This is a genomic window from Clostridium ihumii AP5 (assembly GCF_000612845.1).
In the GTDB taxonomy this organism is placed as follows: Bacteria; Bacillota; Clostridia; order Clostridiales; family Clostridiaceae; genus Clostridium_J; species Clostridium_J ihumii.
In genome coordinates this window covers 1-21,613 of sequence record NZ_CCAT010000015.1, presented here as the reverse complement: position 1 = coordinate 21,613, position 21,613 = coordinate 1, and the positions used below count along the sequence as shown (strand labels likewise).

The window sequence follows — 21,613 nt, the reverse complement described above, 5'->3', positions numbered from 1 at the left end:
AATAAAATACAAATTAATAAGATTTTCTAAATCAATTTTCAAAGGAATACTAATTTAAATAATTCCTGTTTCTTGATGAAAGAAAAAACTTTTTTAATTGATAAATATATTATTTAAAATTTGAATTTAGAACCATGTAGGAGGAATAATGAAGAAAATAAAATTAATGATTAGCACGTTTTTAATAAGTGCAACAATGATGTCTATGAGCGCTATAGATGCTTATGCTGCAACGATTTCAAGATTAAGTCGTGTTCAGAAGAGTGGAAATGAAATAGCTATAGCTATAGATGATATGGAATCACAAGTTAAAGGCTTTCAAATGAGTTTGAAGATTGAAGGTGATGTTAGCTTTAAGGATATAGAGTGGTCTAATGATATTAAGACTAAAGGAAAATCTAATGTTAAATATAATGAAGCTGAAAATACGGTAGATATTTATGTAACATCAAAAGAAAACTTAGTAAATGATAAAAATGATTTAGAAGTTGGAACTATAAAAATTAATGGAAAAGAGAATGTTAAATATAACATAAAGTTTAATGATAGCAAAGGAAATGATGCATTTAAAGCAGTATCTATGACATATAATGAAATTACGTATGATACATTACAAAATGTAGGTGATGGCGAATTTACTTACTCTGAAGTGTCAGGTGGAGGTTCAACAGGAGGGGGTACATCAGGTTCTACAAATAATAAACCAATTATAGTTGCGGACAATATTACAATAAAATTGAATGAAAAATTTGATCCATTATTAGGAGTAACAGCTAGTGATAAAGAAGATGGAGATATAACAAAGTCAATAAAGGTTATATCAAATAATGTAGATACATCAAAAGAAGGAAGTTATAAAGTTATATATGAAGTAAAGGATAATAACGGGAATGTAACAACAAAAGAGATAACAGTTACAGTGAGCAAAAATGTATTAAATGTTGAAGAAATAGTAGGAAGTACTAGATATGAAACTGCAACAAAGTTAAGTAAATATAAGTTTGACAAAGCTAACACAGTAGTAATAACAAATGGATTTTCATTAGCAGATGGTTTAACTGTTACACCACTTGCTTCATATTTAAAAGCTCCAATATTACTTACAACCTTAAATGATATTCCAGATGAAACTATAAGAGAAATTGAAAGGTTAGGAGCAGATAATATCATAATAGTCGGTGGAGAAGGTGTTGTTTCTAAGAAGATTGAAGAGAAATTGAATAAAGTGGGAATAAATAAAATAGAAAGATTAGGTGGTAAAACTAGATATGAAACATCACTAGCAATAGCAAAATATATAGATGAAAATTGTTATGATGTTGAAAATGTAGTAGTAGCTGGTGGATTTGGAGAAGCCGATGCATTATCTATAGCATCAGTGTCTGGAAAAGAAAATATGCCAATAATTTTATCAACTAAAGATGAAATCACATCAGAAACTCACCAGTGGTTAAAATCAGAAAAACTTAAAAATGCATACATAGTTGGTGGAGATGGAGTTGTAAGTGAAAAAGTTATTACAGAAGTTAACAAGATAACTTCTAATGATGTAAGTAGTAATAGATTAGGTGGAAAAACTAGATATGAGACTAATGCTATTATCATAGAAAAGTTTTATGATGATAAATTAGATAAAGCATATATAACTAAAGGATTTGAATTAGTAGATGCTTTAAGTGCAGGTCCAGTGGCTGCACTGGATAGTTCACCAGTAATAATATCTAATAATGATTTAAGTAAAGAACAAGAAAGTGTTTTAAGCAAAAAATCTTCAAGTGAAATTATACAAATTGGTGGAGGCGTAAGCAAAAATGTATTAGAGTCATTAAAATCAATATTAAAATAAAATTTTTGAAAGTCATAATTACAAATTATAGTGTTTTGTAATTATGACTTTATATTCTATTTAGTTAGTAACAAATTGGAACTTAATACATATATTAGTATAAAGGCATATATCTAGCAACACGCTATAGTAGCACAAAGTCTTGCAGTGTTGATAGAAGCAGTTTGACTAGTTATAGTTCCAACAGATAAAGATAGTGGTATTACAGAAATTATCTCAACAATATAAGTATAACAATTAGGACAAGTGTTACAGTCAATATAATTGAAATTGAATGGTACACTTGAATTTATACTAGTACTTAAAGGAGAACTATAACTGTAACTAAAGCTACCTAAAGATATTTTTGAGCCTTGATTAGAAACTTTACTAAGTTGAAATATTACAGTAAATGGTGTAGCAAGTGTTAAAATTACTCCAGCTAAAATTGCACTAAAGTTAATTGTCGAAGTAAAATCTATTTTAACTGATGGATTACATAAATTAAGAGTATTTGTAGCTACGCTTGTAATTGGTATAGGTGTAGTTATAATTGTTGGAATGATGGTAGTTGTAGTAGTTTGTCCACAATTAAAACCAGTACAACAATTATTTAAGCAGTTACATGTGTTGCAACAGGCATTATTAAAAGTATTTGAAGAATTACAATTGCATGAATTACAACAATTATTAGTAGGTTCACTACACCAAGAAGTTGTATTTGAGCATCTGTAGTTAGGATAATAACATTTTGAATTTGAATTCATAACTTAATACCCCCTTAAAATTTAAATTGAATATTAAAAAAATATCTTTAGTATACTAGTATGCTACTTTATAAAAAAAGTTAATTAGAGATAATAAAAAACTTTTAAACATTATTCTAAAAGTTTTTTATTATCTCTAATTTTAAGTTGTTTTAAAAGATTTATATATTTATAAATTAAATATATAAATGGAATATTAAACTTTTGAAAAGGCAGTAGCAAAAATATTAGAATTTTGTATATTTAATTCTTCAACAATTCTTAAAGAATTCCCAGCTATTAATGTTCCATTAACCCTAATTATTTCAACGGTATAATCACATAAACCTTCATCAAAGGACTTATCACAATAAGTAAGGTTGAAAGAATTAGATAAAAAAGTAGTAGAACTTAAATTACCAATTGAATAGTTCCAACTTTTAAGCGGGATTTTTTCACCTAAATTCAATATTTTACTCAATTGAAATGTAAGTCTAAATGGATAAACTAATCTATTTAGGGTGCCACTAAAGTTGCTGGTATAAGTTATTATAGAATTAAAAATTATATTAACTATGGGAGAATGTAAACAAGTTGTATCTATTTCTAATTTTGCTATTGTTGTTTCAGGAAAGTATGGATTTGTATCACTTGGTTCACGAATTAAAAGAGAACTACCTTCACCATGAGCAAAAATTAATTTTGTAGTGGAATCATAAATTAAGTTTTTAGGACTCATATTAAAACCTCCTTAAACTATATAAAAAACTAACTTTTAAAATTTAACTTCATAAAGTAATTCAAATAATTTATGAATAAGTTAGAGTTAAAGAGTCTTTTCTAAAGCATTTACAGAAATAAATGAATTCATTATTGAAGATTCTTCTCCCAAAGTAGTACTTGGAGACATTCTAGTTACTCTAATTATTTCTACTAAATAAACTGATGACATAGAAAATGTATTTTTTTCATAGTAATTAAAGGAAAAAGAATCAGTTACATTTGTAGCAGAGGTAGTTCCATATGAATAATTAAATGAAGATAAAACAATTTTTGAAGTATTATTGCATATCTTACTTAATTGAAAAGTTATTATAAAAGGATCATTAAGAAGTGAACTCGAAGGTACAACTTTATAATTTATATTAGCATTAAAGTAGATTGATATAGTGGGACTATATAAACATGAAGTATCCAATTTACAAATTACTATAGGAATGGGATTAAATGTAGGATTTATACGGGAAGGAATTGGAATACTTATTTCACTTCCGGTATTGCAAGCTAATAAATAGTTAGAATTCATTTAATAGACCTCCTTAAAAATTATTATTTAGAATTAAAAGACCTTAGGAAGCATTCCATAAGGTCTTTGAAAAAATTATAAAAAGTTAAGTATATGTCAATATAAATCAACATAAACCTAAAATTAATGAGAAATAGCGGTAGCAGAAATACTAGAGCTTCTTACAGAAGCATTTTCAGTAAGTGTCAATCCAGTTGCAGACACAATACTTCCAGCAACTCTAACTATTTCTACAGTATAAACACAACATCCTGGACAAGTGTTACATTCACAATAGCTAAATCCAAAAGAGTTAGTAATGTTTGTTGCAAGAGCTACAGTACCATAAGAATAATCCCATGTTCCTAATGCAACTTTTGTACCAGAATTGCAAGTTTTAGTTAATTGGAATGTTACTGTAAATGGTGTACTTAATGTTCCAGGTAAACTTATAAGAGACTGATAATTTATTAAAGAATTAAAGTCTATTTTTACTGAAGGATTACATAAAATACTTGTATCTAAAGTAACACTTGCAAGTGTTATAGGATTAAAGTTTGGGTTTGCAGCAGTTGGTATAGGAAGAGCAACACCTGTTCCTTGACCACATGCAAATAAAGCTTGTGTTGGTAATGGATGTGTAATTTGGCAAGGTGCTTGATTACAACATTTTGAATTCATAAGAAAACCTCCTTAAAATTTAAAATTTGAAAATAGAAATTTTGTTGAAGATAACTAATAAATGATACTCCAAAATTATAAATCAAAGTTAGTATAACTGAACTCTTCTTTGTAATCATCACAGTTATCACAATCATCGCAGTTGTCACAATCGTCATCAATATCATTGTCACAATCATCAAATAGTGGTTTTAACTTTTGATCAGGGTAAAACTTTGGAGCAGGGCATCTATTAAATTTCTTACATGGATCTTCAAATGGAACAGGTCTACAAGGTCTTGGAACTGGTGCATAACCATAGGCTGGTACAAGAAGTTGAACTAGAATTTCATATTTTACTATTAAGTGAAAACCTAAAGTAATATCTAAATATAGATTATTAGCTGATTCAACAAATGTTCCATTCAAATCTTCTGCAACTAATTCTAATTTTAAAAATTGACTTTCAAAGTCTTTAGAGTTAGGAGTAACATTTGATGCATATCTTGCCATTAAATCAGGACAGTATAATTTCGGAATTGATTCAGTTCTATTTATTTCGAAAAATTCTGATTGAGGATTTCCAGCATTGTCTAGATAATCTGCATAGAATGATATAACAAAATTTATAACTAGTCTATTATATCCATCAAAATCACGCAGTGGTGTTTTGTCAAATGATAAAAGTTTTATATTGAAATCTCTACAACCTAAGAATAATTTAGCGCTAGTTAATGGGGTGCTTCTTAATTCTTCATCAAAACAATTAGTATCAGGTCCATCTTGGTATTTTAGACATCTTTTAATAAGACATTCATCAAAAACTTTAGGGACTTCGATACTTACAAGTTCTAGTGGATCAGGAAGAAAACCTTCTTTGTTAATTAACCCAGGCTTTGGTGAAAATTGAGTATTAGGTATCATGAACTTTCCTCCTTTTATAATAAAATTTATATCTACAGTATATAATATACAAATAAATTCATATTGTGACAGGAATAGATAATAATAAACTTGATGTGATTTTAAATTTATGCAAAGGATTCAAAGGCTGTAGCAGAGAACGTTGAAGACATTATAGAGCAACTTTCAGTGTCATTTAAAGCTGGATTTAGTAAGCTTCCGTTAGCATTTACAATTTCAATACTATAAACGTAGTTACCTGGTTTTGGATGTTTATCACAATAAACAAAGTTAAAATTTTCTATAATATTAGATGAATATGGTATAGATGCATGACCATAATTCCAAGATTTTAAAAGTGATTTAGAGCCGTTATTGCAGGAACGTGTTAATTGAAAAATTACATTAAGTGGTGCATAAAGTTTAGGATTTATAGGTGATATTATTTCAATAAAAGAGTTATAGTTAATCAATGATTTAAACTCTATATTAACTATAGGATTTTTAAATAAATTAGTATCAATATCTACACTTACTATTGGAATGGGAAAAAAAGTAGGAAGTGGTATATTAATAGTACCACCATCATTAAATGATGATACTAATTTATATTTTAATGGAATACTATTTTGGTGAAATTTATTATTAGAAACTTTATTATAGTATTCACTTTCTTTTTTAAAAAGGGTATAATCACTTGAGTAATTTGAGTTCATAAAAATCCCCCTTTCATAATATTTTAAAGGATTATAAATTAATTACTCATATAGGGTTAAAAAACTAGGATACAAGTCAATTCCCTATATTATTAGTATGAATTAAATTAAAATTAAGTTACTTATTTGTCAAATATAAATAGAGACAAAGTTTTTTACAAATAAAATGTTGAATTTAAATGATAATTAAAAGACCTTAGAACAAAGGAGTTCTAAGGTCTAATGTTAAATTTAACTTTTAATATTAAACTTTTAATGAGATGTTGCTATAGCTGACAATAATGAGCTTCTTATAGAAGCATTTTCAGTTAAAGTTAAACCTGTAGCAGTTATAATACTAGAGCTAACTCTAACTATATCTACAGTATAAACACAGCAACCAGGGCATGAATTACATTCACAATAACTAAAACTAAATGAATTAGTTAAATTTGTAGCAAGTGCTACTGAACTATAAGAATAATCCCAACTTCCTAAAGAGATTTTAGAACCATCACAGCAAGTTTTACTCAATTGGAATGTTACTGTAAATGGAGTTGATAAAGTACCAGGTATACTGATTAATGATTGGTAATTAATTAATGCAGTAAAATCTATTTTTACGCTAGGATTGCATAAACAAGAAGTATCAATAGTAGTACTTGCTACAGGAATAGGGTTAAAGTTTGGATTTGTTGCAGTAGGAATAGGAATTGAAAATCCAGTTCCAGGTGTACAACTTAATATTGAACGAGTTGGTAGTGGGTGACCAGGATTACAATGACCTTGATTACAACATTTGAAATCATCGTGACATATATCATTAAATGATTTAGAACTCATAAATATACCTCCTTAAATTTAAAAATGTAACATACTAGATTTATTATAAGTTTCTAATGTGCAACAGATATAGCAGAAATATTAGAGCTTCTTATAGAAGAATTTTCAGTAACAGTTAAACCAGCAGTTGAGAATAGGCTAGCAGATACTCTTACGATATCTACAGTATAAACACAACATCCTGGACATACGTTACATTCACAATAACTGAAACTAAATGAATTAGTAATGTTTGTAGCAAGGGCTACTGTTCCATATGCATAGTCCCAAGTACCTAGTGCAATTTTGGCTCCATCACAGCAAGTTTTACTTAATTGGAATGTTACTGTAAATGGAGTTGATAAAGTACCAGGTGCACTAATTAATGCTTGATAATTAATTAATGAATGGAAATCTATTTTAACACTAGGGTTACATAGACAAGTATTATCTACAGTTACACTTGCAAGAGTTATAGGTGTAAAGTTTGGATTTGCTATAGTTGGTATAGGAATAGCTACGCCAGTTCCTTGACCACATGCAAACAATAAGTCTGTTGGTAGTGGATGACCTGGATTACAATGACCTTGATTACAGCATTTCATATCTTTAAATTCTCCTTCATGTTCAGTGTGTTTTCCACAACAATTACAATCATGTTTTTCTTCGAAATCAGCACATTTCCATTCTTTTCTATCATTACATCTATCATAAAAATTATTAGATTTTAAACTCATAAGTTAATCCTCCTAAAAAATAAATTATTATAAAATAATGTATTAGCAATAAACTAACTATTAATCTTCATCACAAGGACAATCACATACAGAATCATCCTCATCATCATTTTCGTTTGAGAAAAGTGGTCTTAATTTTTGATCAGGATAGAACTTAGGAGCAGGTGTCCTGTTAAATTCTATACAAGGATCTTTTGGAGTTATTGGTCTGCATGGTTTAGGTACAGGACAATATCCATAAGCAGGAATTAATAATTGAACTAAAAGTTCACATTTAACAATTAAATGGAAACCTATTGTAACATCTAAAACTTCGTTACAATCACAGTCCTTAGTAAATGTACCGTCAAGACATTCAGCAACTAACTCAAGTTTTAATATTTCAGATTCTAAATCACTTGAATCTGGAATATCAGTGGAAGCAATTCGAGCTATTGAACTAGGGAAGTAAAGTCTTGAAATAGTTTCACATCTGTTTATTTCAAAAAATTCTGAACAATGATTTCCATCGCTATCTAAATAATCTGCAGTAAATGAGATCACAAAGTGAATAATTATTTTACTATACTCTGGATGATCTTTAATAGGAAGTTTGTCAAATGCCAATAATTTAATATTGAAATCACGACATCCTAAGAAAATTTTTGGACAGTTTAATGGGTTACTTCTTAATTCTTCATCAGTACAATTAGTATCGGGACCATCATGATATTTTAGACATCTTTTAATTAAACATTGATCAAATACCTTAGGTACTTCAACGCAAACAAGTTCTATAGGATCAGGAAGACAACCTTGTTTGTTGATGACACCTGGTCTTGGTATAAAATTACTATCGGAGCTAATCATATAGTTTCCTCCTTTTATTACAATAAATACATTTACAGTATATATTATGCATATCATTAATTTGTGTGATATAGAAAATAATAGAAAAATACATGAAAAATGAAAATAAATTTATAAGTATTTTAATTAGGTAATATATATGTACTTATTAAAATATAATCTTATAGATAAGGTATATTTAATATCAATTTATATAATAATTTGCAAAGCTAATTATTTAAACATCATATAAAGACTAGTTTTTATGTATTTTTATTTTTAGATATTAGGAACAAAGTGAGTAATATCTAGTAAAACTGTTCACTATTCAATCTTACGTCTTACTTGGGTTCCAATAGAAAAATAGAAATACCTTGTAACTCTAAAATTATCATTTGATAAATATGTTATTTAAAATTCGAACCCTATATAATTCTAAAAGGTGGGATTTAATTGATTGAAAATAGTAATGTTTGGGTTATTAGTGATAAAGAAGAAAATTTATGGAGAGTATTTTTAAATAATGACAATGAAATAGTTTATGACACTATGTACGGAAGTGATAGGTGGACTAAAGAAAAAAGATTAGATAAAGATATAGTAGAATTTTTTTTGGATGTAGATGATGAATATAATATTCACATTGTATATAGAAATAGTAGAGAAATTAAATATTGTGTTTGGAATGGAAAACAATGGCTTGGAAAAGTAATTTATGAATTAAATGTCAATGAGTATATAGGAAATATAAAAATATTAGTTTTAAATAGTGACATTAACATATTTTTTGTAAGTGGAAATTATGAAACAAAACAAGCAGAAATAATACATTATAGATTTAATAATTTTGATAGTGAATTTAAGACTGTATGTCCAATTAGTAGTGAAAGTAATGTCTATTATACTGTAGAAATATTAGAGCAAATGGAGATTAATTTAATATTATTAGAAAATGAAAAAGAAAATAAATTTGTTAGTAGATTTATATATAAAGGCAACTGGAGCAAAAAAGAAGAATTATATCATTTAGAAGGAGAAAATATACAAATTACAACAGTTGTATTCAATGATAGGATATATATATTAAATTTATCACAAAGCAATAATAATTCTTATTTAGAGGAAGTTAGTATATCAGCTAATAAAGAGATAAATTACACTAAAATATATGAAACTAAAAATAAAATTGATGAAATAATTCTTTCTAATAGAGATGATTATATAGAAGCAGTATGGAAAGAAAATGATGATGTTTTACATTGTTGCTTTACAACATATTGGAGTAAAGCTGAAAATATCATTAAAAGCAAGGATTATAATTTAAGTATTTATAAATCTAAAATTATAAATATATCAAAGAAAAAGATAATTGGACATAAGATTATAGGATCTAATTACCCAGAAATAAGGTTTTGGTTGACTGATAAAAATGGAAATGAAAATTTTAATATTGATGATTTAAATGAAGCATTAAAAACCTATATTAATAATAACAATGATGAAGTTAATAAAGTTAAAGATAATGAGAGTGAAATAGAAAACAAAAGTAATAAAACAATTAAATTTTTAAATAAAAAGATAGCAAACTTAAAATTACAACTTGAAAAAAGTGAGATGAATTATGAAAGTATTAAAGAGCAATTAGAAGTTTTAGATCTAAAAAATAAGAGTAAAGAAAAGAATTTAATAGAATTTAAAAAAGCTTTTGAGGATACAGCAAAGGAACTTAAAGATTTTAAAGATTCTTCTGAAAAATATATAACAGAAAATAATGAATTGAAAGAAATGGTGGAGACTTTAAAAAAAGAATATGATGAAAAAAATCAATTAACAAATCTATTAGAAGATAAAGTAAGGGAAGTGTTGATTGATAAGAAATTATTAGAAGAAAGACTATCTAAGTATGAAGATAAATTTATAACACAATCAAATAGATACAATGAAGATATTCAAATTTTAAAAAATGAATTAAAACAAAAAGAGAATTTACTAATTGAAAGAGAAGACAACTATAAAAATTTAATAAATGAATTAAAACAAAAGGAAAAAGTATTAAGTGAGCAAGAAAAGAAATATAATGAGTTGAAAATTTTATATGAAAATAAAAGCAAGAAATATGATGAGATAAAAAGAGAATTAGAGAGTAATAGTAATAAAAGTAGGGAGATGGAAGTATTACTAGAAGATAAGGAAAATGCATTTAATGTAATAAAATTGGAAAGTGAAAATAAAAAAGAAAAGCTTGAAAGTTTGATATATGAAAATCAGACATTAAAAAACGAAATTGAAGAAGCACAAGATGAAATATATACACTTAGTGAAGAAAAAGAAAAGTTAAAAGGAAAACTAGAAGAAGAATTAAACAAGTCATTTATAAGTAAAATATGGAACAAGAGAGGTGGAAGTTAAATTCAATGTTAAAAAGAAGTGAAAAAAATGCATTGTATTGTATTTCTAATTTTAAAAGTAAAAAATTACTTATAATTGATCAAATTTCACAAAGAAAAGTGAAGACAATAGAATTGCCAGTATATCCATTTAATATTGTACAAGACAATGAAAATATATATGTATCAAGCATTAGTGGAAGTATAGCTATCATAAATAAAGAGAGTTATGAATATGAAGTTTTTAATGTTGAAAATAATGGATGTATAGCTATAGATAAAAAATATAAAAGGATATACATTTCAAATGTTTCAGAAGTATACGTATATGATTTAATATTAAAAAAAAGAATAGCAATAGTGAAAGGGTTTGGAATAGTAGATAATTTGAAGATTGATGACAGTAAAGAGAAAATATTCATTATAGATATATTAAAAAGAAAATTAAGTATTTATGATTTAAAAAATATAAAAAAAATAGATGAAATAAAAAATATAGGAACAAAATCTAGTGATATACAATTATGTGAAGATAAGATTTATATATCTAATCGAGGGGGCATAGATAAGAGTTCAGGAAATATAACATGTATAAGTCAAGATAATAAAAAAATTAAAACAATAGACATGGTTATTAATTCATCTATAACAAAATTAATTTTGAAAAATGATATTTTATATGCATTAAATTTAGGATTAAATAGAATTGAACTTATTAATATAAAAAGTAATACTTTAGAAAGAAATATTAATATTAAAAATCCCATGAATATGATTTTAGCCAATAATAAAATAGTGGCAGTTGGCAAAAGTGGTAGAAACAAAACTACATTGACATTTCATGATATAAATACGGATGAAATAGAGAATATAGAGTTAAATGAAGAATATGGTATTCCTAATAATCTAATATTATTAGAAAAATATAATGAAAGTTCAATTGTAAATATTGATGTTAATGAAGTTGCATTAGAAAAAATAGAAAATAAATTACAAGGAATTGAGATAAAAGAATATATTGAAACTATAAAAATTAAAAATATTTTAGTAGAAATGCCTAAACAATATATATATCCAGTTACAGTGGAAAATATTATATTTAATATGGGATATATAGTAAAAGGTAGTGAAATTATAGAAAATATAAATAATATTATAAAAATAAAATTTAAACTTAGACTTCCATACAAAATAGTAGTTCAGGACAAGTTAGGCAAAGTGAATACAGTTAGAAAGTTTGTAGAAGTTAGAAAAACAATAGAAGTTGATTCAATATGTGACAAAAGTTGTAGTGATATAAAAATTAGAATGGTCACAAAAAATTTGAAATTAGAAAAAATACAAGTTATTAAAGACATAATAACATTTTCTTTGTCATTTAATATAAAACTAAGGTTTATTATAGATGGATGTTATGAGAACATAATAAATATAAAAAATCAGTTACACAAATTGGAATAAAATGTATAAGATGTAGAGATAGATTTTATAATGAAGGGAAAGATTTAGAGTGACCAATAATATAACTATTAGTTTGTGTATGATAGTAAAAAATGAAGAATCGGTTATAGAAAGATGTATAACATCCATAGAAAGTGTAGTAGATGAAATTATAGTTGTAGATACAGGATCAGATGACTGTACTAGAGAATTAGCTGCTAATATATCAACCAAAGTTAAAGTCTTTGAATTTGAATGGTGTGATGATTTTAGTAAAGCAAGGAATTATTCATTTACCAAGGCTACTAAGGAATATATTATGTGGTTAGATGCAGATGACATAATTAAAGAAATAGAACTAAAAAAAGTGAAAGAATTGAAACAGAATTTTGATAAAGATATAGATGCAGTAAATATGATTTATGAGTTAGGTGAAGATGAGGAAGGAAATACATTATATTCTTTAAGACGAAATAGAATTGTAAAAAGAGAAAAAAATTTTAAATGGGTAGGAAAAATACATGAGTATTTAGATGTTTATGGAAATATATTAAATTCAGATATATGTGTTTCTCATAAAAAAGAAAAGCATCACAATAATAGAAATCTAAATATATTTGAAAATATGATAAAGAATGGTGAAATATTAAGTGAAAGAGATATGTTTTATTATGCCAATGAACTTTTTTATAATAAACGCTATGATGAAGCCATAGAAGAATATAATAACTTTATAAATATGGAAAATGCCTGGGTTGAAGATATACAGATAGCACTAAAAAACATGTCTGAATGTTATATATATATTGGAGATGAAAGTGGTGAAATTAATAGTTTAATTAAATCATTCAAATATGGTGTACCAAGAAGTGATTTCTGTTGTGGAATAGGGTATTACTTTTTGAAAAAAAATAAATTTAATGAAGCAATTTTTTGGTATGAATTAGCGTTAAATATAAAACCTAGAAAGGAAACTTTAAATATTATAAATCATTCAACATATACATGGTTACCAGCTATTCAACTATGTGTATGTTATGCAAAAAGAGGAGAATATGAAAAATCAAATTATTATAATGAATTAGCAGCAAAATATATACCTAACAATGATATGGTGATTTATAACAGAAATTATTTGAAAGATAAATTGATTTAGAAGTGAAAATAGACATAACAAATCCTTGTTAAACAAGTGTTGTTATGTCTAATCAAATTTTAATTAGGTATAATATATTAAACTTTATGAATAATTATTTACAATGATTTGGATAAGGTGGGCAGAAATCAGGGTTTGGTTGACATACGTTACAATTAGCATGAGAAGATCCGTTAGGTCCACCAGAAATGACTCTTTCTTTTCCCATAGCAGCTTTTCCAACTAAAAGTGTAAATTTACAACCATCTTTGTTAGGACAAATATCAAATTGATAGAAGCCAAGGCAGTCAGAAATTGTGTGTGCAACACCTACTAAACCATTTGAAGTCATTTTAACAAGTTTTAAATATGCATTTGGAACTGGCTTTCCATTACAATCTTTAATTTGACCCCAAAGACGAACAGTATTTCTAGTATCAACAGTTACATCAGCTTTAACTTCGCTATCAAATTCATTTATAGAAAAATCTACAGAATTACCGACAATGTATGAAGAGCCATTATCAGGATAAGGAGAATCGGAGTTACAATTGCAACCAAAGTCTGAAATTTCACCACAATCATTTATTTTATTACAATCAAAAAAGTTATTACTCATTATAAAAATTACCCCCTCTTGGTAGTTTTGTTTTTACAATATTAGTATATTAAAAGTGTGTAATGGTGTTACAGAATGTCGAAGAGCATACAAAATTTTAAAAAATATTTTATGAGAGGAGTTTATTATGGAAGATATTCAAAGAACAAATATGAATATTTTACAGGGGCCATTAATAGATATAGATACAAATTTAGATAATTTAACAATAAAAATAAATGAGGTATTTACGTATTATATTAAAATAATAAACAGAGGAAGTATTGAGTTTGAAAACATAGAGCTTGTACAAAATTTACCGAATGAAATTAATATAAATAAAGTGTCAGTAAATCAAAACAATATTATTAAGTCAAAGAATGACATATTTGAATTAGGAGAATTAAAAATTGGTGAAAGTTTATTAGTAAGTATAGAAGCAAAAATAATAGAGAAAACAATTGGAAACACGTTTTTAAACAATATAAAGGTTATAGGAAAATATGAAATAGTAAGCGGAGGCATAGCAACTATTGAAATAACAAAACACACAAAATCTAATATTTTAAATCCTATGATATTAATGAAAGAGAGTTCTAGTTTATATGATGTTGTTAAAGGTGATGTTATAACCTTTAAAATAGATTTGATTAATGTAGGTAATATACAAGTAAAAGACATTATAATTAGTAATTTATTAAATCCATGTTTAAGATTTATAAATAATTCAGTTATTATAAATGGGAAAAGTATGGAAAATGAAAATATACTTTCAGGTATAAAAATAGGCATTTTGAAAGAAAATGAAAAACAACAAATATGTTTTGAGGCTGAAGTAGTTAAAGAAGATGGAGGCGGAGAAAAAAGGATTAGATCATCTGGGGAATATAAATATATAATTAATGAAGGAAACAGGGAAAAACAAGATAAAATTGAAAGTAATGGATGTAAAATAAATATAGAAAGGTTGGATTTATATTTTTATAATTATTGCAATAAGAAGGTTGTATATTTAAATGATGATATAGAACACATTATAAATATAGAAAATAAGGGAACTTTAGATGTATGCAATGCAATACTAAATGTAGACATATCAAAAGGGTTAGAGATTATAGAAGGAACTTTTAAAGTAGATGAACAAATAGTAAATAATGTAGATATAAACAAAGGTATATTATTAGGTGATATAGAAACAGAAAAATCAATTGAAATAAAGTATATGACCAAGTATGTAAGCTCGATATCAACATATAAAATAAAAAATAAAGCTAATTTGTCATATAACTATAGATTTAAAGATAAATCTATAGTTAGAAGTGATGAGAAATGTTCAATTTGTGAAATAAATTCAACAATATCTACATTTAAACAACTAAATATAGATGAAAATTTATATATAACAAATAATAAACCAGAAATATATGATATAAATGATTTAATATGTAAAATTGAGATTTTGGAAAATAAATATATGAAAACAATTAAAGGAAAATCTAATGAAGGACAATTTTTAACAGGTCATAAGGTTCTAGTAAAAGGTTTTATAAATTATATGCTTGAATATAGCAGTTGTAAAGAAGATAATTTAGTATATTCAAGTGAATTTAAAATTCCTTTTAGTGATTCAATTATACTTCCAAGTGACTTTCAAAAAGGCAGTAAAGTTATTGTAGAACCGAAATTAGAAGATTTATATTTTAAAAAAATAGATAGTAGAACTGTATTTCAAAATGCAACTATATTACTTATAGGAAAAATAATGAAATAGTGTAGATGAAGTGCAATTTATATAAATAAAACTATGAGATTATTATAATAAATTTCATAGTTTTATTTGTATAAAAATTTAAACCTAAAATAAAATTATTCAGGTCTTAAGTAATAATTTTGTTAAAAAAATAATGTGGATTTTTAGATGAATAATTGATAATTAAGTCTAAATATAAAAATTTAAATTTAAGAAATAAGAATATAATTTAGTAACAGAATTACAGTTTAAGTATTAATATAAATAGAGTGCAAATTTTTATATTTTATAAGAGTTTAAAGTTAAGAGGAGGCAAGTACATGGCAACTATAATTAGAAATTTAATACAATACAATGGTATAGATACATGTAGGTATAATACTGAAAATTTTAAACAAGTAAATGTCAGTGATACTTTCTGTATTCCAATTGTAAAGCCTGATATAGAACAAATAGTTAAAGTGTGGTCAGAAGCAGAAATTTGTAATTATGAGATAGTAAAAACCCCAGTAGCAACTTCATTAGAAGGACAAATACTTACAGGGTATAAATTGGTCATTATGGGTAATGTTAAAATGAAATTTGAATATGTAGCTCTTGAAAAAACTCAGTCTGTGCATACAGCACATACAATTGTTCCATTTTGTGGATATATAGTGTTGCCAAAAGAATTTAATCCTATAGCAGTAGTATTGCCAAATGTATCGATAGAAGATATTCATGTACAACAATTAGGAGAACGTTGTATATATAGTAGTTTGGCTATGTTATTAAGTGCAGAGATATGTTAGGAGGCTCAATATGATTAGTAAGTTAAGTAATTACACTTTTAATGATATGCCAGAAACAGCAGAATACTTTAAAGAAGAAGAAGTATGTGAAGTGCTAACTATACCACCAGAAAAACCTAATATAGAAAGAATATTAGATGTACTAGTATCACCAGAAATAGAAAATATAAAGCTTATTGAAACCGAAATAGGTTTATCACAAGAAGGTCAAAGATTATCAGGAGCAAAATTAGTAGTTGAAGTAAGATTAAAAGAAAAAATAACTTATGTAGCAGATGAACCAACTCAAACAGTTCATGCAGCACATTATGAAACTTTAAAGAGTATGTTCATAATAGTGCCACAAAAGATAAATGATGTTGAAGTATGTAAATTAATTAGAACCGGTAAATTAAATGTAATACCTTATGTTGAATACGTTGGAGCCAGAAAACTTGATTGTAGAAGAATCCATAAATGTGTTCTAGTATTTTTAGATTTAAAAACTTGTTAGCCTTTTTATAAATTTATGTTTATTGAAAATAATGAGGTGATTATATAAATGGCGATAAAAAATAGATTTTCAACAGTTCAAAGAGGAGGAGTGTTATTTACAGGAAATACTTTAGGCTTAGCAGGATATCTTTCAACTGTAACACCACTTCCACCAAATTCAGGTTTACTTCCAGGACCACAAGCAGTAGATAGTATAGGTGCTTTTATTACAACAAACACATCACTTCAAGCACCAGGTGGATGGCCCCTAGGAACAACTAATAATTATAGTGAAAACTCTTCAAGTGCAGTATTAACTATACCAGCAGGAAGTACAGTTTTATATGCTGAACTTATTTGGGCAGGTGTAATTGTAACTCAAAATCAAAACTTTTTAGGAAATGCAAATGATCCAATAACATTTATAACTCCAAGTGGAACTAATAGTATAACTCCAGATCCATTAACAGCGAGTACTTTTGTTGTAGGTGGAACAGGAAATACAGGATATGTACGTTCAAAAAATGTAACAAGTTTAGTGCAACAATCAGGAACTTATACAGTAGGTAATGTTCCAGGAGCGTTGGGAAACTCAGTTAATACAGTACCACCATATGGAGCAGGTCAAAATTTTACTCCTCAAAATTGTTTAGGTTGGGTTTTAGAAGTTGCATATACTAATCCAACATTCCCAGTTAGAAATATGGTTTTATGGGTAAATGACACTTTAATTAATGCATCATCACCACCATTTGATATAAATATATCTGGACTTGCAACACCAACAACAGGTGCAGTATTTGGAAAATTATTTTTAGCATCAGTCGAAGGTGATGCTAGCATAACAGGGGATCAAGCAGCATTTGGACCAACTATAGCAAATTTAACAACTTTGGGAAACCCAGTATTATCTCCAAATCCAAATCCAGGAACATCACCAAATAATCCACAAAACAACTTTTTTGGAAGTCAGATAAATGGAGATAATGGACTTTTAGATACTTTAGGAACTTTTGGAACACAAAATCAAGATGCCTTTTTAGCAACAAACTATGCAGCTGCAAGACAAGGCATGGATATAACAGCTGTAGATGTAAGTCAAACACTTTTAAATAATCAAAATTCAGCAGTAATACGACTTTCAACAGTAGGGGATTCTTATGCGAATATAGGTGTAGGTGTTCAAATTAATGCATATGAACCACTTTTTGCACCATTAAAAGTAGTTTCTAAAGGCACTGCTAATATTGGGGAAATAATAACGTATACTATTACATTTACTAATATTAGTATTGTACCAGCAAATAATTTAGTATTTACAGATATAGTTCCAACAGGAGCTCAGTTTGTGCCAGGAACAGTAATAGTAGATGGTAATCCTAATATAACAGCAGATCCAGGTGTGGGAATTAATGTAGGTACAGTAAATCCTAATCAAACAGTAACAGTAAGCTTTAATGCATTAATACTTTCACTACCACCAACACCACCAACACCACCTCAATTAGTTAATAAAGCGAAAATAGATTATACTTTTGAAGCTGTAAGTGGAGTAACATTGACAGGAACAAATAGTAGTAATGATGCAATTACAGAAGTCATACAACCAGTAATTAATAGTAACAAATCAGTTGATAAGGCATATGCAGATTTAGGGGAAACTTTAACTTATACAGTTACGCTTAATAACCCAGGTCCAATAGCAGTAAGTAATGTATTATTTGCAGATATAGTACCAATGGGAACAACTTATGTACCAGGTTCATTAAATGTAAATACAGCATATACAGGAGTAGATCCAGCATCTGGAATTACAATAACTAGTATATCAGCAGGTCAAACAGTAACAATTACTTGGCAAGTACTAGTTGGTAATACAATGCCAAATCCAAATCCAGTGCTAAACTTTGGAACAGTTACAATACCAGGAAATCAACCTACTAATACAAACACAGTAAGTACTCAAATAAATCATGGATCATTAAATATTACAAAAGCAGTAGATAAAACATCAGCAATTGTTGGAAACTCAGTAACCTATACACTAAATGTGACTAACACAGGAAATGTAGTTGCAAATCCAGTTAAACTTACAGATGTAGTGCCAAATGGAACAGTTTTTGTTGGAGGAACATTAACCGTAGATGGAAATCCAGCTTTAGGTGATCCTAATACAGGTATTCAAATAGGTCCAATAGCAGTAGGTCAAACAAAAGTAGTTAAATTTAGTATTTTAATTAATAACGTTCCAAATCCAAATCCAATGAGTAACACAGGTACAGTTGATTTTTCATATCTAGTAGATCCATTAGGAACACCAGTTATAGCACCACCAGTAACTAGTAATCCTGTACAAACATCAGTTGGTGTTGCTCAAGTTACAAAAGCTGTAGATAAAGCGTATGCAGATTTAGGTGACATTATAACTTATACAGTTACATTAAATAATACAGGAGTAGCTGCAGTTAATAATGTAACTTTACACGATGATCCGCCAAGTGGAACAACTTATGTAGGTGGTTCATTATCTGTTACAAGTGCTAATCCAGCAGGAATAACTTATACAGGAACAGATCCAGCAAGTGGATTATTATTTGCGGCAGTAACTCCTGGTCAAGTAGTAACTGTTATATGGCAAGTTAAAGTAGATAATGTAATACCAAATCCAAATCCTATACCCAATAGTGCATATTTGACAGCAGCAGGGTTAAATCCTATATTCACTAATACTGTTACAACGCAAGTAAATCATGCAATTTTAGATGTTGTAAAGAAAGTAGATAAAACTACAGCTATAGTAGGTGAAAATGTAAAATATACTCTAAATGTAACTAATACAGGAAGTGCAGATGCAGTAAATGTAACACTTACAGATATAGTGCCAAATGGAACAGTGTATAATACAGGAAGTTTAGTTATAGATGGAAATCCAAGTGGAGATGATCCAGGCACAGGCATAAATTTATCAACAATAACTGTAGGACAGACAAAAGTAGTAGAATTTACTGTTAAAATAAATTCAGTACCAAATCCAAATCCAATGATTAACACCGCAACAGCATCTTACTCATATCTAGTAGATCCATTAGGTGCACCAGTTCCAGCACCACCAGCAACTAGTAATCCTGTGGAAACAGCAGTTGGTGTAGATCAAGTATCAAAGACAGTTGATAAAAAATTTGCAAATCTAGGTGAAGTTATAACCTATACTGTTACTTTAAATAATACAGGAGTAGCGCCAGTAACAAATGTAGTAATGCAAGATGCTGTACCACTAGGAACAACTTATTTAGGTGCTTCATTATCTGTTACAAGTGTTAATCCAGTAGGAATAACCTATACAGGAACAGATCCAGCATCAGGACTAACATTTGCATCAATAGCAATAGGGCAAATAGTAACTATTGTATGGCAAGTACAGATAGGAAATTCACTACCAAATCCAATTCCAAATAAGGCAAGTGTATCAGCTGCAGGCTTAAACCCAATATTTACAAATGAAGTTACAACTCAAGTAAATTATGCAGATTTACAATTAGTTAAATCAGTAAATAAACAACAAGCTAATGTAGGAGAAAATATAACTTATACAATTAATGTAACTAATACAGGCAATGTTGAAGCAAACCCAGTAACACTTACAGATATAGTACCAAGTGGAACAAGTTATGTAGGAGGAACATTAACAATAGATGGATTACCAAGTGGAGATAATCCTAACACTGGAGTAAATTTAACTTCAATTGCACCAGGACAAACTAAAATAGTAGTATTTAGTGTGAAGATAAATACGTTACCAGTTCCAAATCCTATGGTAAATATAGGTAAGGTGGATTATGAATATTTTATAGATCCAAATGGAACACCAGTGCCAGCAACATCAACTAGTAATCCTGTAGAGACAGCAGTAGGAGATATAAGAATAAACAAATCAGTTGACAAGGTATTTGCAGATTTAGGAGATACTATAACTTATACAGTTACAGTAAACAATCCAGGAATAATACCAGTAAATAATGTATTATTTACTGATGCATTACCAAGTGGAACAGGTTATGTAAATGGCTCATTAACAGTAGATACAGCGTATACAGGAACAGATCCTATGACAGGAGTAACACTAACAACTGTAGGTGCAGGTCAAACAGTAACAATAACTTGGAAGGTAACAGTAGGAAATGTATTACCAAATCCAAATCCAATACAAAATATAGGAACGATAACAGTACCAGGACTTACACCAGTAAATACCAACCCAGTAAATACTACAGTAAATCATGCAGATTTAATAAGCACAGGTAATTTAGTTAAGTCAGTAGATAAGACTACAGCAGTAGTTGGAGAAACATTAACTTATACAATTAAAGTTACAAATACAGGAAATATATTGGCAAATCCAGTAATATTAACAGATGTAGTTCCAAATGGAACAAGTTATGTAACAGGTACACTAACAGTAGATGGAACTCCAAATATTTCTAATCCTAATAGTGGAATTGGAATAGGACCAGTGAATTCAGGTCAAACAGTGACAGTA

Annotated in this window: 18 protein-coding genes; 8 read left to right on the top strand and 10 right to left on the bottom strand. The window is 27.7% G+C overall.

Features of this window, described 5'->3' with window-relative positions:
• The first annotated feature begins 148 nt into the window (after window positions 1-148).
• Window positions 149-1,846 carry a cell wall-binding repeat-containing protein gene (locus BN346_RS20380; RefSeq protein ID WP_051539985.1) on the top strand — a complete coding sequence of 566 codons (1,698 nt, stop codon included), beginning with the start codon at window positions 149-151 and terminating at the stop codon, window positions 1,844-1,846.
• 113 nt (window positions 1,847-1,959) lie between these two features.
• Here BN346_RS20380 and BN346_RS03740 read toward each other — a convergent pair whose 3' ends face one another.
• The 9 genes from BN346_RS03740 to BN346_RS03700 all read right to left on the bottom strand — a co-directional run bounded on the left by BN346_RS03740 (window position 1,960) and on the right by BN346_RS03700 (window position 8,522).
• Window positions 1,960-2,592 carry a DUF4489 domain-containing protein gene (locus BN346_RS03740; protein WP_034439588.1) on the bottom strand — a complete coding sequence of 211 codons (633 nt, stop codon included), beginning with the start codon at window positions 2,590-2,592 and terminating at the stop codon, window positions 1,960-1,962.
• Between the two features lie 196 nt (window positions 2,593-2,788).
• Complete coding sequence (locus BN346_RS03735) at window positions 2,789-3,310, bottom strand: DUF4489 domain-containing protein (RefSeq protein WP_034439585.1); 522 nt, start codon at window positions 3,308-3,310, stop codon at window positions 2,789-2,791.
• Window positions 3,311-3,397: 87 nt separating this feature from the next.
• Window positions 3,398-3,877 carry a DUF4489 domain-containing protein gene (locus BN346_RS03730; protein WP_034439582.1) on the bottom strand — a complete coding sequence of 160 codons (480 nt, stop codon included), beginning with the start codon at window positions 3,875-3,877 and terminating at the stop codon, window positions 3,398-3,400.
• Between the two features lie 123 nt (window positions 3,878-4,000).
• Entirely contained in the window at window positions 4,001-4,537 is a 537-nt protein-coding gene (locus BN346_RS03725) for a DUF4489 domain-containing protein (protein ID WP_034439579.1), read from the bottom strand.
• 75 nt (window positions 4,538-4,612) lie between these two features.
• On the bottom strand, window positions 4,613-5,440 hold the full coding sequence (locus tag BN346_RS03720; protein WP_051539978.1) for a hypothetical protein: 828 nt from the start codon (window positions 5,438-5,440) through the stop codon (window positions 4,613-4,615).
• A gap of 107 nt (window positions 5,441-5,547) precedes the next feature.
• Entirely contained in the window at window positions 5,548-6,135 is a 588-nt protein-coding gene (locus BN346_RS03715) for a DUF4489 domain-containing protein (protein ID WP_034439576.1), read from the bottom strand.
• Window positions 6,136-6,387: 252 nt separating this feature from the next.
• A complete protein-coding gene (locus BN346_RS03710; RefSeq protein ID WP_034439573.1) occupies window positions 6,388-6,957 on the bottom strand; it encodes a DUF4489 domain-containing protein in 570 nt (189 codons plus the stop codon).
• Window positions 6,958-7,010: 53 nt separating this feature from the next.
• A complete protein-coding gene (locus BN346_RS03705) occupies window positions 7,011-7,673 on the bottom strand; it encodes a DUF4489 domain-containing protein (RefSeq protein WP_034439570.1) in 663 nt (220 codons plus the stop codon).
• 60 nt (window positions 7,674-7,733) lie between these two features.
• Window positions 7,734-8,522, bottom strand: a complete 789-nt coding sequence (locus BN346_RS03700; RefSeq protein WP_034439567.1) for a hypothetical protein — start codon at window positions 8,520-8,522, stop codon at window positions 7,734-7,736.
• Between the two features lie 432 nt (window positions 8,523-8,954).
• On the opposite strand from BN346_RS03700, the gene BN346_RS03695 reads away from it, so the two are divergent.
• The 3 genes from BN346_RS03695 (at window position 8,955) to BN346_RS03685 (ending at window position 13,484) form a co-directional block, all read left to right on the top strand.
• Window positions 8,955-10,910: a coiled-coil domain-containing protein gene (locus BN346_RS03695; protein WP_034439564.1), complete on the top strand. Its 1,956-nt coding sequence runs from the start codon at window positions 8,955-8,957 to the stop codon at window positions 10,908-10,910.
• Window positions 10,911-10,915: 5 nt separating this feature from the next.
• Entirely contained in the window at window positions 10,916-12,349 is a 1,434-nt protein-coding gene (locus tag BN346_RS03690) for a YncE family protein (protein WP_034439561.1), read from the top strand.
• Between the two features lie 79 nt (window positions 12,350-12,428).
• A complete protein-coding gene (locus BN346_RS03685; RefSeq protein ID WP_203226287.1) occupies window positions 12,429-13,484 on the top strand; it encodes a glycosyltransferase family 2 protein in 1,056 nt (351 codons plus the stop codon).
• Window positions 13,485-13,578: 94 nt separating this feature from the next.
• Here the strand turns inward: BN346_RS03685 and BN346_RS03680 are convergent, their stop codons facing one another.
• Window positions 13,579-14,082: a hypothetical protein gene (locus BN346_RS03680; RefSeq protein WP_034439531.1), complete on the bottom strand. Its 504-nt coding sequence runs from the start codon at window positions 14,080-14,082 to the stop codon at window positions 13,579-13,581.
• A gap of 127 nt (window positions 14,083-14,209) precedes the next feature.
• Here BN346_RS03680 and BN346_RS03675 point away from each other — a divergent pair, with 127 nt between their 5' ends.
• The 4 genes from BN346_RS03675 to BN346_RS03660 form a co-directional block, all read left to right on the top strand.
• Window positions 14,210-15,832, top strand: a complete 1,623-nt coding sequence (locus BN346_RS03675) for a COG1361 family protein (RefSeq protein WP_034439529.1) — start codon at window positions 14,210-14,212, stop codon at window positions 15,830-15,832.
• A 299-nt stretch (window positions 15,833-16,131) separates the two neighbouring features.
• Window positions 16,132-16,602: an SPOCS domain-containing protein gene (locus tag BN346_RS03670; protein WP_034439526.1), complete on the top strand. Its 471-nt coding sequence runs from the start codon at window positions 16,132-16,134 to the stop codon at window positions 16,600-16,602.
• Between the two features lie 10 nt (window positions 16,603-16,612).
• Window positions 16,613-17,095, top strand: coding sequence for an SPOCS domain-containing protein (locus tag BN346_RS03665; RefSeq protein WP_034439524.1), 483 nt, complete (start codon window positions 16,613-16,615; stop codon window positions 17,093-17,095).
• A 48-nt stretch (window positions 17,096-17,143) separates the two neighbouring features.
• On the top strand, window positions 17,144-21,613 hold a 4,470-nt coding region (locus tag BN346_RS03660), incomplete at its 3' end, for a beta strand repeat-containing protein (protein WP_034439522.1).

What these genes read in the sequence shown, in the direction of transcription:
- BN346_RS20380 (WP_051539985.1), top strand. Translation starts at nt 149, where the DNA reads ATGAAGAAAATAAAATTAATGATTAGCACGTTTTTAATAAGTGCAACA.
- BN346_RS03740 (WP_034439588.1), bottom strand. Translation starts at nt 2,592, where the DNA reads ATGAATTCAAATTCAAAATGTTATTATCCTAACTACAGATGCTCAAAT.
- BN346_RS03735 (WP_034439585.1), bottom strand. Translation starts at nt 3,310, where the DNA reads ATGAGTCCTAAAAACTTAATTTATGATTCCACTACAAAATTAATTTTT.
- BN346_RS03730 (WP_034439582.1), bottom strand. Translation starts at nt 3,877, where the DNA reads ATGAATTCTAACTATTTATTAGCTTGCAATACCGGAAGTGAAATAAGT.
- BN346_RS03725 (WP_034439579.1), bottom strand. Translation starts at nt 4,537, where the DNA reads ATGAATTCAAAATGTTGTAATCAAGCACCTTGCCAAATTACACATCCA.
- BN346_RS03720 (WP_051539978.1), bottom strand. Translation starts at nt 5,440, where the DNA reads ATGATACCTAATACTCAATTTTCACCAAAGCCTGGGTTAATTAACAAA.
- BN346_RS03715 (WP_034439576.1), bottom strand. Translation starts at nt 6,135, where the DNA reads ATGAACTCAAATTACTCAAGTGATTATACCCTTTTTAAAAAAGAAAGT.
- BN346_RS03710 (WP_034439573.1), bottom strand. Translation starts at nt 6,957, where the DNA reads ATGAGTTCTAAATCATTTAATGATATATGTCACGATGATTTCAAATGT.
- BN346_RS03705 (WP_034439570.1), bottom strand. Translation starts at nt 7,673, where the DNA reads ATGAGTTTAAAATCTAATAATTTTTATGATAGATGTAATGATAGAAAA.
- BN346_RS03700 (WP_034439567.1), bottom strand. Translation starts at nt 8,522, where the DNA reads ATGATTAGCTCCGATAGTAATTTTATACCAAGACCAGGTGTCATCAAC.
- BN346_RS03690 (WP_034439561.1), top strand. Translation starts at nt 10,916, where the DNA reads ATGTTAAAAAGAAGTGAAAAAAATGCATTGTATTGTATTTCTAATTTT.
- BN346_RS03685 (WP_203226287.1), top strand. Translation starts at nt 12,429, where the DNA reads ATGATAGTAAAAAATGAAGAATCGGTTATAGAAAGATGTATAACATCC.
- BN346_RS03680 (WP_034439531.1), bottom strand. Translation starts at nt 14,082, where the DNA reads ATGAGTAATAACTTTTTTGATTGTAATAAAATAAATGATTGTGGTGAA.
- BN346_RS03675 (WP_034439529.1), top strand. Translation starts at nt 14,210, where the DNA reads ATGGAAGATATTCAAAGAACAAATATGAATATTTTACAGGGGCCATTA.
- BN346_RS03670 (WP_034439526.1), top strand. Translation starts at nt 16,132, where the DNA reads ATGGCAACTATAATTAGAAATTTAATACAATACAATGGTATAGATACA.
- BN346_RS03665 (WP_034439524.1), top strand. Translation starts at nt 16,613, where the DNA reads ATGATTAGTAAGTTAAGTAATTACACTTTTAATGATATGCCAGAAACA.